Origin of the sequence: Actinosynnema sp. NPDC059335, from assembly GCF_042752395.1 — a bacterium.
GTDB lineage: Bacteria > Actinomycetota > Actinomycetes > Mycobacteriales > Pseudonocardiaceae > Actinosynnema.
The window spans coordinates 1-12,187 of record NZ_JBHYXZ010000082.1; the positions used below are offsets into that span (position 1 = coordinate 1).

At 71.9% G+C, this 12,187-nt stretch carries 11 protein-coding genes; 6 read left to right on the forward strand and 5 right to left on the reverse strand.

The features are described 5' to 3' along the window. Nucleotides 1-34: 34 nt before the first annotated feature. The 3 genes from ACFXGA_RS24110 to ACFXGA_RS24120 form a co-directional block, all read right to left on the reverse strand. Nucleotides 35-451, reverse strand: a complete 417-nt coding sequence (locus tag ACFXGA_RS24110; RefSeq protein ID WP_378091290.1) for an RbsD/FucU domain-containing protein — start codon at nucleotides 449-451, stop codon at nucleotides 35-37. Nucleotides 452-457: 6 nt separating this feature from the next. Then, a complete protein-coding gene (locus tag ACFXGA_RS24115; protein WP_378091292.1) occupies nucleotides 458-1,915 on the reverse strand; it encodes a family 43 glycosylhydrolase in 1,458 nt (485 codons plus the stop codon). Between the two features lie 314 nt (nucleotides 1,916-2,229). Further along, nucleotides 2,230-2,517, reverse strand: coding sequence for a hypothetical protein (locus ACFXGA_RS24120; RefSeq protein WP_378091294.1), 288 nt, complete (start codon nucleotides 2,515-2,517; stop codon nucleotides 2,230-2,232). A 283-nt stretch (nucleotides 2,518-2,800) separates the two neighbouring features. Between ACFXGA_RS24120 and ACFXGA_RS24125 the strand changes: the two genes are divergently transcribed. The 5 genes from ACFXGA_RS24125 to ACFXGA_RS24145 all read left to right on the forward strand — a co-directional run bounded on the left by ACFXGA_RS24125 (nucleotide 2,801) and on the right by ACFXGA_RS24145 (nucleotide 7,604). Further along, nucleotides 2,801-3,772 (forward strand): arabinan endo-1,5-alpha-L-arabinosidase, encoded by a 972-nt coding sequence (locus ACFXGA_RS24125; RefSeq protein WP_378091296.1) that lies wholly within the window; start codon nucleotides 2,801-2,803, stop codon nucleotides 3,770-3,772. Between the two features lie 229 nt (nucleotides 3,773-4,001). Beyond that, nucleotides 4,002-5,228 carry an ABC transporter substrate-binding protein gene (locus ACFXGA_RS24130; RefSeq protein WP_378091298.1) on the forward strand — a complete coding sequence of 409 codons (1,227 nt, stop codon included), beginning with the start codon at nucleotides 4,002-4,004 and terminating at the stop codon, nucleotides 5,226-5,228. Continuing rightward, complete coding sequence (locus tag ACFXGA_RS24135; RefSeq protein WP_378091300.1) at nucleotides 5,225-6,196, forward strand: carbohydrate ABC transporter permease; 972 nt, start codon at nucleotides 5,225-5,227, stop codon at nucleotides 6,194-6,196. The genes ACFXGA_RS24130 and ACFXGA_RS24135 overlap by 4 nt, the downstream gene beginning before the upstream one ends. After that, the gene (locus ACFXGA_RS24140; RefSeq protein ID WP_378091302.1) at nucleotides 6,193-7,029 is read left to right on the forward strand and encodes a carbohydrate ABC transporter permease; all 837 of its coding nucleotides are present in this window, start codon (nucleotides 6,193-6,195) and stop codon (nucleotides 7,027-7,029) included. The genes ACFXGA_RS24135 and ACFXGA_RS24140 overlap by 4 nt, the downstream gene beginning before the upstream one ends. After that, on the forward strand, nucleotides 7,026-7,604 hold the full coding sequence (locus ACFXGA_RS24145) for a hypothetical protein (RefSeq protein ID WP_378091304.1): 579 nt from the start codon (nucleotides 7,026-7,028) through the stop codon (nucleotides 7,602-7,604). The genes ACFXGA_RS24140 and ACFXGA_RS24145 overlap by 4 nt, the downstream gene beginning before the upstream one ends. Nucleotides 7,605-8,107: 503 nt before the next feature. Here ACFXGA_RS24145 and ACFXGA_RS24150 read toward each other — a convergent pair. Together ACFXGA_RS24150 and ACFXGA_RS24155 are read right to left on the reverse strand one after the other, a co-directional pair. After that, nucleotides 8,108-9,598, reverse strand: coding sequence for a hypothetical protein (locus ACFXGA_RS24150; protein WP_378091306.1), 1,491 nt, complete (start codon nucleotides 9,596-9,598; stop codon nucleotides 8,108-8,110). A 64-nt stretch (nucleotides 9,599-9,662) separates the two neighbouring features. Continuing rightward, nucleotides 9,663-10,652, reverse strand: a complete 990-nt coding sequence (locus ACFXGA_RS24155; RefSeq protein WP_378091308.1) for a LacI family DNA-binding transcriptional regulator — start codon at nucleotides 10,650-10,652, stop codon at nucleotides 9,663-9,665. Between the two features lie 234 nt (nucleotides 10,653-10,886). Between ACFXGA_RS24155 and ACFXGA_RS24160 the strand changes: the two genes are divergently transcribed. Further along, nucleotides 10,887-12,170 carry an MFS transporter gene (locus ACFXGA_RS24160; RefSeq protein WP_378091310.1) on the forward strand — a complete coding sequence of 428 codons (1,284 nt, stop codon included), beginning with the start codon at nucleotides 10,887-10,889 and terminating at the stop codon, nucleotides 12,168-12,170. Nucleotides 12,171-12,187: the final 17 nt, after the last annotated feature.

Consider the following 12,187-nt stretch of genomic DNA (forward strand, 5'->3'; position numbering starts at 1 on the left):
CAGCGCACGGGCGACGTGCGGGCCGGGCCGTCGGTCAGGCGACGAAACCCACGGTCAGCAGCAGGTTGGCGTAGAGCCGACCGTCACCCGTGGCCACGCACACCGCCAGCTCCGGCTCGCGGCACGCCGCGTAGAACTCCTTGCGCGCCAACGGTTGCAGCGGCAGGTCGGGACCGAGCAGCCGTTCGTAGTCCGACCACACCTCCGGCGTGCCCAGGTCGTCCGGCCGCATGGTGTGCACCGCCTCGACCGGGATCGCCGACAGCACGGGCTCCAGCACCTCGTCGACCGTGACGAGACCGGGGCGCAGGTTGAGGTGGATCAGCGTGGCCCGCTCGTGCACGTTGGTCCGGTGCGCGTAGTTCGCGTCCGCGAGCAGGACCTTGGACCCGTGGCCGGCCGTGGCCAGGGCGTGCAGCAGCGGCGGGTGGAGCAAGGGGTAGCGCAGCAAGGCAGGTCACTCCAGGGTGAAGGTGGCGTCGGCGCGTGCGACGCTGTCGGCGGCGGTGGTCAGGTTGACGGTAGTGCCGTTGTGGCGGATGTAGTAGCCGGGGAAGTTCTGGGCTTCGAACGACACCGCCGAACCCGACGCGAGGCCGGACCGGCGGAAGAACGAGGCGTCGGCGCGGAAGCCGGCGCTGCCGTCGTTGCGCTCCACCCACAGCTCGTAGTTGCGGTGGCGCAGGTAGTAGCCCGGGAAGTTGGTCGACTCCAGCGACACCGTGCCGCTGCCGTTCAGGCCCGTGACGACGCGGAACTGCGAGTCGGCCAGCGGGTTCACGTTCGCCTCGACGCGGGCCCGGTACTCCCAGTGCCGGACGAACCGGTCCGGGTAGTTGTAGGACTTGAGCCGCACCGGCGTGACGCCGTCGGCCACCGGGATGCCGAAGTTCGGCGTGCCGTCGGCGTTCCAGTAGACCTTCTGCACGCGGGTGCGCCGGTTCGGGTCGTTGAGCGGGTCGCCGGAGATGTCCCGGTAGTTGCGGTCGTGGTAGACCAGGATGTCGCTCTGGCCGTCCTCCGACACGGTGAACGAGTTGTGCCCCGGCCCGTACTGGCCGGTCGCCGCGTTGGACGCGAACACCGGGTTCTGGCTCTTGGTCCACGACGCCGGGTTGAGCAGGTCCGCCGACGCGGACGCGGACAGCATGCCCAGGCAGTAGTTGGCGTCCGTGGCGCTGGCCGAGTAGGTCAGGAACACCCGGCCGTTGCGCTGGATCACCGACGGCCCCTCGGCCACCTTGTAGCCGCGGGTCTCCCAGGCCAGCGTCGGGACGGTCAGCCTGGCCACCGGGCCGGTGATCTGCCACGGGTTCGCGCCCATCCGGGCCAGGTACAGGTTCGAGTTGGTGGAGATGCCCGGCTCCGACTGCGCCCACGTCAGGTAGCGCGTGCCGTTGACCGCGAACGTCGACATGTCCAGCGAGAACGTGTCCCAGGGGACGTTGACCTTCCCGCGCTCGACCCACGTGCCGGTCAGCGGGTTCGCGCTGGAGTTCTCCAGCACGTACGGGCGGATGCGCCACACGTCGTCGGCGCGGCCGGCGGCGAAGTAGACGTACCACCTGCCGTTGATGAAGTGGATCTCCGGGGCCCAGATGTGCGCGCCCATCTCGCCGGACGGGTGCTTGCGCCAGATCACCGACTCCGACGCGGTGGCCAGGCCCTGGATCGTGGTCGCGCGCCGCAGGACGATCCGGTCGTACTCCGGGGCGGTCGCGGTGAAGTAGTAGTAGCCGTCGGTGTGCTTGAAGATGTGCGGGTCCGCCCGCTGGTTCGCCAGGGGGTTGGTGTACTGCACGGCGGGTGACGCGTGCGCGGCGGGGGCCACCGCCAGGCCCGCGAGCGCGGCCACGGCCGCGACCGCGGCCACCGCCAGCCTGCGGGATCTCGACCGGGGAACGGCACTGTCCATCGGTTCCACTCCATCGTGGCGCGTCGGGGTGCGGCTGCGGCTGTTAACGCTAACAGCGCTGGTCGCCGTGCCTCAATACCCAGATCCGCGCCACCGGTGCCGTCCGGACGGGACGGCCGCTCGGCCGTTCGCCGCAGCGGGCGCGAAGGTGCTGGTGACGGCCCTGTTCGGCGAGACCTCTGGTGTTAGCGATAACAGCTGCGCTAGCTTGACGACCCGACACCCCTCTGCGGGGCGCCGCGAACCCGCCGGGTGGGCGGGCCTGACTCTCCCCTCGTCCGCCCACCCGGTTCCCACGAACGGACCCCGCGCGGTCAGGCGCCGGACTCGCGCCGTTCGACCATCGTGTCGGGCGCGGACCCGGGCACCTCGGTCCGCACGTCGGAGTCGCGCAGCACCTCGCGCGCCTGCGCCTCGGGGTCGGCGCTGCCGGCGTGCTCCTCCTCCGGCAGCAGGGTGGACCGGGTGCGCGCCCGGCGGTCGACGTCGTTGCGCCGGTCGAACACCTCCGGCCGGTCCAGGTCGTGCTCGCGCCTGGTGCGCTCCTCCTGCTCCGGCGACAGCTCGGTCGCGCCGAGGTCCAGCGGTTCCTGGTGCGTCATGGCCTTGCCATACCCCGTCCGACCGGATTCGACGCCCGCGCCGGCGGCGATCCGCGCGATCGTGCTGTGTGAGCGTTAAATCAAGACGGCCGTCTCACGTTCTCGGCCTGCCTGTTAGCGATAACAGCAAGCCTTGCCCGCCGCTTCGGGGGTGCGCTACGGTGCCCGGAAGCGCTCCGAGGTCCGGCCCCACCCGCGGCCGGGGCCGGGGCGTGCCGTCGCCGGTCCACTGAGGACACCCACGCCGCCGCGCCCGACCCCACTTCGAGAGATCGAGGACACCGTGGCAGCACCGAGGAAACGCGTCCCGACCGCCCTGCTCACCGCACTGGCCCTGACCACCGCGTCCGTCGGGCTCGCGCCGGCGGCGTCGGCCTACCCCGGACCGGGGGTGGTCACCGGCGACATCCGCGTGCACGACCCGAGCGTCGTCAAGCGCCCGGACGGCAGCTACCTGGTCGCGCACACCGCGGACGGCATCGGCCTGAAGACCTCCACCGACCGCACCGCCTTCCGCAACGCGGGCGTCGCCTTCCCCAACGGCGCGTCGTGGACGACGACCTACACCAACGGCAGCCGCAACCTGTGGGCGCCGGACATCTCCTACCGCAACGGCCAGTACTGGATGTACTACTCGGCCTCCACGTTCGGCTCCAACCGGTCGGCGATCTTCCTGGCCACCAGCCCCAGCGGCAACTCCGGCACCTGGACCCACCGCGGCCTGGTCGTGGAGTCCCGCACCTCCGACGACTTCAACGCCATCGACCCCGACCTCGTCGTGGACGACCAGGGCCGCTGGTGGCTCAGCTTCGGCTCGTTCTGGTCCGGCATCAAGATGATCGCGCTCAACCCCTCCACCGGCCTGCGGGCCGACTCCACCCTCCGCCCCGTCGCCGGCCGCAACGGCGGACCGATCGAAGCGCCCACCATCGTCAAACGCGGCTCTTACCACTACCTGTTCGTCTCGTTCGACTACTGCTGCCGCGGCGCGTCCAGCACCTACCGCGTCATGGTCGGCCGCTCCACCAGCGTCACCGGCCCCTACGTCGACCGCGCCGGCCGCGCCCTCACCTCCGGCGGCGGCACCGAGATCCTCGCCGGCCAGGGCAGCGTCCACGGCCCAGGCCACCAGGACGTCTTCACCGACGTCGACAGCGACATCCTCGTCTACCACTACTACGGTGACGACGGTGCGTCCCGACTGGGCATCAACCTGCTGGCGTTCGACTCCGCCGGGTGGCCGTACGTCCGATGAGCGACCCGTGCCCCGACCGCCCCGCCCGCCGCGGCCCGCGCCGGGCGGGGCGCCGGACGCCGATCGCCGAACCGTCGTCGAGACGCTTTCGAAGTGGGCATTGACGTGCGCGCAACGTGCTCGTAGCCTCCCGGAAAGCGCTTTCCCCATGCATCGCGCGGCAGGTCAGCGGTCGAGACCGGAGGAACGAATGGCTGCACTGAAACGTTTCAGGGTTCTGGCGACGTCCATGGTCGCCCTGCTGGCCGTCGCCTGCGGCGGTGGTGGCGGCGGCGACGAGACCCAGGCCGGTCCCGCCACGCTGCGGTTCTCGTGGTGGGGCAACGCCGAGCGCGCCGAGCTGATGCAGAAGGCCATCGACCTCTTCCAGAGCAAGAACCCCGACATCAAGGTCACGCCGAGCTTCCAGGAGTTCGAAGCGTACTGGCAGAAGATGGCGACCGAAACCGCCGGCGGCAACGCGCCCGACGTGTTGCAGATGGACTTCGCCTACATCCGCGAGTACTCCGACCGCAACGCGCTGTACGACCTGAAGAAGCAGGAGGGCAAGAACCTGGAGCTGGGCGACCTGCTGCCCGGCCTCAAGGGCGCCGGCGAGATCGACGGCAAGCTGTACGGCGTGCCGACCGGCGGCAACACCTGGAGCTACATGTACGACCCGGCGCTGTTCGCGCAGGCGGGCGTCGCGGAGCCCCGGGAGGGCTGGACCTGGGACGACTACCGCGACACCATGAAGGCGATCGCGGAGAAGACCGGGGTGCCCGGCGGCGGCAACTACGTCGGCAGCTACTACAACCTCGAACTCCAGCTGCGGCAGGAGGGTGGGCTGCTCTACACCGAGGACGGCGCGCTGGGCTTCGACAAGGCGCGGCTGAAGGAGTTCTTCGAGGAGGGCAAGGCGTTGACCGACGGCAAGGTCGTGCTGCCGATCGAGAAGGGCGTGCAGATCAAGCCCGCGCACGCGCTGGAGCAGAAGCTCGTCGCGGGCGACCTCGGCTGGGACAACTTCCTGTCGCGCTACGCCAAGGGCAACCCGAACCTCGAGCTCGGCCCGGTGCCGACCGACGAGGCCGGCACGTCCGGTCAGTACCTCAAGCCGTCGATGCTGCTGAGCGTGTCGCAGAAGACCGAGCACCCGGCCGCCGCCGCGAAGCTGGTGTCGTTCATGGTCAACGACCCGGAGGTCGGCCGGATCTTCGGCGCGAACCGCGGTCTGCCGCCCACGAACGCGCAGCGCCAGGCCGCCCAGCTCGAAGGCCCGCTGGCCGCCGTCGCCGCGTACGAGGACGCGTTGAAGGACGAGTTCGGCAAGACGCCGCCCGCGCCGCCGAAGGGCGCCGGCACGTTGGAGCAGGCGTTCATCCGGATCACCGAGGAACTCCAGTACGGCCGCATCTCCGTGGACGAGGCGGTCGACCAGTTCTTCACCGAGGCCGAAGAGACCCTCGGGTCGTGACCGGGACGACGACCGTGCCGGACCTGCGGACCGAGGTGGCCGCGGTCGGGGCGGCGGGTCCGCGCAAGCGGGCCCGCCTGCCCGGCGACGGCCTGGCGGGCTACCTGTTCCTGTCGCCGTGGATCATCGGGATCGTCCTGCTGACCCTCGGGCCGATGGTGACCTCGCTGTACCTGTCGTTCACCGACTACGACCTGTTCAACACGCCGAACTGGATCGGGTTCGAGAACTACGAGCGGATGTTCACCGACGCCCGGTGGCTGCGATCGGTGCAGGTCACCGCGCTGTACGTGGCGCTGGCCGTGCCGATCAAGCTCGCCGCCGCGCTGGCCGTGGCGATGCTGCTGAACACCCGGCGGGCCGGGCAGGGCTTCTACCGGGCGGCGTTCTACGGGCCGTCGCTCATCGGCGGCAGCGTCGGCGTCGCCATCGTGTGGAAGATGATGTTCAGCGACGACTCGGTGGTCGACCAGGTGCTGCTGCGGTTCGGCATCGACACCGGCGGCTGGGCGGGCAACCCGGACTACTCGCTGATGATGCTGGTGCTGCTGGCCACGTGGCAGCTCGGCGCGCCGATGGTGATCTTCCTTGCGGGTCTCAAGCAGGTGCCGCGCGAACTGTACGAGGCGGCGGAGGTCGACGGCGCGAGCCGGTGGCGGCGGTTCCGGTCCATCACGCTGCCGATGATCTCGCCGGTGCTGTTCTTCAACCTGCTGCTGGAGACGATCAACTCGTTCCAGGTGTTCACGTCGGCGTACGTGGTCGGCGGGCCCAACGGGCAGCCGGCCGGGAGCACGCTGTTCTACACGATCTACCTGTTCGACCGGGGGTTCGGCGACTACCGCATGGGTTACGCGTCGGCGATGGCGTGGATGCTGCTGCTCGGCGTCGGCCTGGTCACCGTGTTCCTGTTCCGCACGGCGCGGGGGTGGGTCTTCTACTCCGGGGACTCGGGGGACAAGCGATGAAGCCGACGTTGGGGCGGGTGGCGTGGCACGTCGGCGTGCTGGCGCTGCTCGCGGTCGTGCTGTACCCGATCGTGTGGGTGGCGGCGGCGACGTTCAAGCCGTCCGAGGCGATCGTCGGCAGCCTGCAGCTGGTGCCCACGCAGCCGACGTTCGCGAACTACGAGCGCGTGTTCGACGGTGTCGTCGGCGTCGGCGTGGGGCGGTTCTTCTGGAACTCGGCGGTGCTGGCGGTGCTGTCGGTCGTGGGCACGGTGGCGTCGTCGGCGCTGGCGGCCTACGCGTTCGCGCGGCTGCGCTTCCGGGGTCGGACGGCGCTGTTCGGCATCATGATCGCGACGCTGCTGCTGCCGTTCCACGTGTTGATCATCCCGCAGTACGTGGTGTTCCAGAACCTCGACCTGGTCGACACGTACGTGCCGTTGCTGGCCGGGAAGTTCCTGGCGTCGGAGGCGTTCTTCGTGTTCCTGATCGTGCAGTTCATCCGGCAGCTGCCGCGCGAGCTGGACGAGTCGGCGAAGATCGACGGGGCGAACCACTGGCGGGTGTTCTGGCACATCATCCTGCCGCTGTGCCGGCCGGCGCTCATCACGACGGCGATCTTCACGTTCATCTGGAGCTGGAACGACTTCTTCGGGCCGCTGATCTACCTGAGCACGCCGGACAAGTACCCGTTGCCGTTGGCGTTGCAGTTGTTCATCGACGAGACGAGCGGGTCGGACTTCGGGGCGTTGATGGCGATGTCGATGCTGGCGCTCGTGCCGGTGATCCTGTTCTTCCTGTTCTTCCAGCGGTTCCTGGTGGAGGGCGTGTCGACGTCGGGGCTGAAGGGGTGAGGCGGTTCGCGTTGTTCGGTGAGTGCCTCACCGCGGGGCTGCTCGTGCTGCTGGCCGCCGTGCCGGTGGTGACGTTGATGCCGGCGCTGGCGGCGGGGTGCGCGCACATCAAGGCGCACGTGGACGGGGAGACGACGTCGGTGCGCGCGTTCTTCCGGCGCGTGCGGGCGGCCGTGCCCGGCGGGTGGGTGCTGTCGGTCGGGGTGGTCGTCGCGTTCGCCGTGCTGGCGGTGGACGTGGTGGTGCTGCGGACGCGGGTCGCCGGGGGCGGGGTCGTGGCGGTCGTGTGCGGGATGGCGGCGGTCGGTTTGGCGGTCGTCGTCCTTCGTGCGGCGGCGCTGTGGACGGCGGGGGCGCGGTGGTCTGCCGTCGTGCGTGCGGCGGCGCGGCGGGGCGGTTCGGACCTCGGCGGGTCGTTGCTGCTGGTCATGGCTCTGGGGATGCTGGTGGTGGTGACCTGGCAACTGCCGCCGTTGGTGCTGCCGATGCTCGGTTGCGTGCTGATGGCGGCGGTGGCCGTGGAACGCCGGCCCACTGCCCACCACGCGTCCGCGATCGACGGTGTCCGTCGTTGACTGCAGACCGCTGACCAGCGGTTATTGCGGGGCCTGGTGCCACTATCGGGTGATGTTGGGGCGGGGATCTCAGGAAAACGCCGTTATCGACCGATTCAAACGTCGGTTGGAACAACGAGGCCGGCAACCCAACCCCCGCCCCGCGCCATCCCCCTCACCCACCGCTCCACGACCACCCCACCCCGGCCACCGCCTCCAGCCACCGGGCCGCTCCCGACCCCAGCCCCCTCCCACTCCCCCACGGCCTGACACCGCTGCACCTACCGCCCCGCGACCGCTCCCCCGCTCCGTCCACCCGCTGGCTCCCCAGCCGCTCGCCCGCTCGCCGCCCGCTCGCCGCCCGCTCGCCAGCCGCTCGCCAGCCGCTCGCCAGCCACCCGCTCGCCGGCCACCCGCTCGCCGGCCGGACGGCGGGGGTAACGGAGCGGCTCTGACCGGCGCGACGTGACCATGCGGTCGGCGGGACGTGACCGTGCAGGCACGGTCTCCGGGCGGACGCGCGGTCAGGAGCTGAAGATCGTCCTCCGGTGCCACTCGAAGTAGGGTGCCGACGACGGGGTGTGGGCGGAGCACGAGCGTCCCCGCAGGCGAACGAGGCGGTCCCGGAGGGCACCGGCCGGGATGTCGTCCGGCGGCCGCGTCCGCACGAGGCCGTTGCCGTCGACGGTGATCCAGCCCGACTCGTAGAGCGCGTCACAGCCGAAGGTGCAGGCCAGCATCGCGATGTTGTCGAGGTCGCGGCGTTCGTCGTCGGTGCACAGCGCACGCTTCTTCACGTGCGCGGCGACGAGGAAGCGCATCGGGAAGGCGTCACCGCAGAGCGCGCACTCGGCCGAGTCGCGACCGCGGGCGAGCAGGTCTCGTAATCGGGACTGTTCGACCCGGACCTTCACCTGGGCGATCGAGTCGAGTTGGCCGTAGTGGCGGTTGCGGGCGACGTCGTCGGCCGATGGCTCGTCCAGGACGACGGTCGCGGGCCGGTCGGTGAACCGCGCGCCGGGCAGGACCGCCAGCACGGCACCCACGAACGAACTCCGGTATCCCAGCACCTCGGGCGTCACCCGCACCCGGCCCTGGGTGGCGAGCAGGTCCAAGCCCTCCTGCACCGCGTCGATCGGGACGGGTTGGCTTTGCGGGGATCGTCCGGTCCGGACCAGGGCGCTGCCGTCGCGCACGTCCACGATCGTGTTCGACTTGCCGGTCGCGGTGTGGATCTCGATTCCGATCAGGTCGGCGAGCAGGTCGACGGCGCTCGGTAGGGCGCGGGCGTGGCCGGGGTGGTTGGTCTGGCCGGTTGCCGGGAGTGCGGTTGGTGCGCGGTCGTCGTCGCCGCGCGGTGGGGATTCGGCGCGGGTCGCGTTTTCGGTCACGCCGCCCGGCGCGTCGCCGGCCAAGTCAGGGTCGCCGGCCAAGTCAGGGTCGCCGGCCAAGTCGGGATCGGCGGCCAAGTCCGGGTCGGCGGCCAGGTCGGGTGGGGTGTCCGAGAAGGGGAGGGCGGGCGGCGGGGAGGGAGGGGCAGGGTGGTCGTCCAGGTTGGTCAGGCGCAAGGCTTCCGTGGCCAGGTCGTCGCGGAAGAATCGGTTCAGCAGGGCTTGGACGACGGCACGGCGGGCGTCGGTGTCGGTGGCCAGCAGGTCGTAGACCGCCTGCGGCAAGCCGCCCAGCGGGTTGTGATCGTTCAGCCACCTCGTCGGCAGTGAGCCGTGGGCGCGGGGGATTTCGCCGGGCTCCTCCGGCAACTCCCACCAGCCTGTCCCGACCAACGCCAGGAACGGGTACTCCGGTGTCGGGCGGCTCCCTTCCCGGCCCAGGGCGGCGAACACGGCGCGCAACCGGGACTGCGCGTCACGCCAACGCACCAACCGCGGCAAACCCCGCTTCGCCCGGCCGATCGCCCACAGCAGCAAGATCCCCTGGTGCCGCACCGGCCGCTCCGGCGTCCCTCCCGGGGCCAACCGCCCGACCATCGCCACCAGGTCATCTCTCGCGACCACGCCGCACGCCTCCTCACCCACCCGGGCGACAGCATAAGCAGCCTGGGCACGACGCGCGGGGCCTTCAGGCGGTGTCGCGCAGGACCAGCGTGGACGGGTAGAAGGTCAGCGGTGCGGGGGTGTGGCGGTCCAGGGTGGCGGTGGCGGCGGCGGTCGCGATGGTTTCCACCGGGTTCGTGGTGGTGGTCAGGCCGGGACGGCTCAGGGCGGCGTAGGGGATGTCGTCGAAGCCGGCGACCGCGACGTCCCCCGGCACGTCCACGCCCGCCCGGCGCAGGGCGGTCAGCGCGCCCAGTGCCGACAGGTCGCCCAGCGCGAAGACGGCGTCCGTGTCGGGCCAGCGGGTGAGGAGTTCCGCGGTGGCGGTTTCGCCGCGGGTGGCGGTGAAGTCGCCCTCGACCAGGCGGGGTGGGTGGCCGGCGGCGTCCACGGCGCGGCGGTAGGCCCGCAGGGCGCGTTCGGTGCACGGGAGCCAGGGCGGGCCGGTGATCATGGCCACGCGTCGTCGGCCGGCGGCCAGCAGGTGTTCCACGAGGCGGGTGGTGGCGGTGCCGTTGTCCACGTCGAAGGACGGCACGTCGCGTGAGCCCACGCCGATGGCGACGACCCGGCCGCGCGCGGAGCGCGGGACGGTGGCCAGTGCCGGGCGGGTCGGGTTGACGACGACGATGCCGCCGATGCCCCGGTCCTCCGCCAGCCGGCCGAGTGCGCCGGGGTCGTGCAGGGGCAGCCAGTGCAGGGACACGCCGACGTCGCGCGCGGCGGCGGTGGTGGCGGTGGCGGCGAGGACGCGGGCGGCGTAGGGGTCGTTGAGGACGTGCGCGGTGGGGCCGCCGACGGCGACGGCGATGCGGGTGCCGCTGCGGGTGGCCAGGGCGCGGGCGGCGGCGTGGGGGGTGTAGGCGAGTTCGCGGGCGGCTTCGGCGACCTTGGCGCGGGTGCGGGGTGACGCGGGGCCTCGGCCGGTCAGGGCGCGGGAGGCGGTGGCCGGGGAGACGCCGGCGCGGCGGGCCACGTCGTCCAGGGTCGGCTCGGTTCGCGGGTTTCTCGCCACGGGAGGGATTTTGCCGCACGTCGGGTCGTCGTGGGCCGCGCGTCGGTGGCTGTGGGCCGCGGATCGACGGCTGTGCGGGTGAGGGGGGTGAGCGGACAGGGGGGTTGTGGTGGTAGCGCTTCCACGGCTGGGGTCGAGGCGGGCCGCACTGCACGGACCGGCGCGCTGCACAAGGGGCGGGACGGCAAGGCGTGCGGCGAGGGTTCGGGATCGAGGCGAACGGGGCGAGGTCACGTGGACGGGTGGAGAGAGCGCCGGATGGCGGGCACGGGGACGCGGCGCACCAGCACGGGGACGCAGCGCACGGGAACGCAGCGCACGAGCACGAGGGCTCAGCGCACCAGCGCGGGGATGCGGGGAGAGGGCAGGGCGGTCAGGGGCGCGGTGGTCGGGGTCGCGGTCACGTTCGGGCTCAACGGGGTCGCCGTGGCGTCCTGGTTCGCCCACGTCCCGGCCGCCCGCGAAGCGCTGGCCCTGGGCCCGCGCGAGTTGGGCCTCCTGCTGCTGGCGATGTCGGCGGGCGCGACGGTGTCGATGCTCACCGCCGGGGAGGTGACCCACCGGCTCGGCGCGCGACGCACGGTGTGCTGGTCGGCGGCGGGCGTGGCGGTCGGGTTGGGGGTCACCGGGGTCGCCGTCGGCAGCGCGCCTTCGGTGGTCGGGGCGGCCGTCGGGTTGTTCCTGCTCGGCTACGGGTCGGGCACGTGCAACGTCGCCATGAACGTCGAGGCGGCGGCGGTGGAGCGGGTGGTCGGGCGGACCGTGATGCCGCGGTTCCACGCGGTGTGGAGTTCGGGCACGGTGGTGGCGGCCGGGTTGGCGGCCGCGGCGGCCGTCGGCGGGATCCCGGTGACGGCGCACCTGGCGGGTGTCGCGGTGGTGACGGTGGTCGGCACGGTGGTGGCCGCACGGCGGTTCCGCTTCGCGGCCGCCGGCGGGAAGAACGCCAAGAGCGGTGTGCCGGCCGCCTGGCGCGAGCCGCGCACCCTGCTGATCGGGGTCCTGGTGCTGGTGCTGGCGTTCACCGAGGGCACCGCGAACGACTGGGTGGCGGTGGCGTTCGTGGACGGTCACGGGTTCGGGCCCGCGGCGGGCGCGGTGGTGTTCGGGGTGTTCGTGTCGACCATGACGTTCGGCCGGGTGGTGGGCACGGCGGCGTTGGACCGCTGGGGGCGGGTGCCGGTGGTGGCGGGCACGATGGTGTTGGCGGTCGGCGGGGTGGCGTTGGCGGTGTTGGCGTCACGGCCGGTGGTGGCCGTGGTCGGGGTGGCGTTGTGGGGGTTGGGCACGTCGCTGGGTTTCCCGGTGGGCATGAGCGCGGCGGCGGACGAGCACGACCGGGCGGCGGCGCGGGTGGGCGTGGTGGCGGTCATCGGGTACACCGCGTTCCTGGCGGGGCCGCCGGTGGTCGGTCTGCTCGGTGACCACGTGGGGGTGTTGCGGGCGTTGCTGGTGGTGCCGCTGGTGTTGCTCCCGGCGCTGGCGCTGGTGCCCGCCCTCCGCCCGCCGGGGCGGTAGGGCGGGCACCGGGCTCG

Excerpts from the sequence above, each read along its gene's own strand:
- ACFXGA_RS24115 (WP_378091292.1), bottom strand. The coding sequence starts at position 1,915 with ATGGACAGTGCCGTTCCCCGGTCGAGATCCCGCAGGCTGGCGGTGGCC.
- ACFXGA_RS24120 (WP_378091294.1), bottom strand. The coding sequence starts at position 2,517 with ATGACGCACCAGGAACCGCTGGACCTCGGCGCGACCGAGCTGTCGCCG.
- ACFXGA_RS24130 (WP_378091298.1), top strand. The coding sequence starts at position 4,002 with ATGGTCGCCCTGCTGGCCGTCGCCTGCGGCGGTGGTGGCGGCGGCGAC.
- ACFXGA_RS24140 (WP_378091302.1), top strand. The coding sequence starts at position 6,193 with ATGAAGCCGACGTTGGGGCGGGTGGCGTGGCACGTCGGCGTGCTGGCG.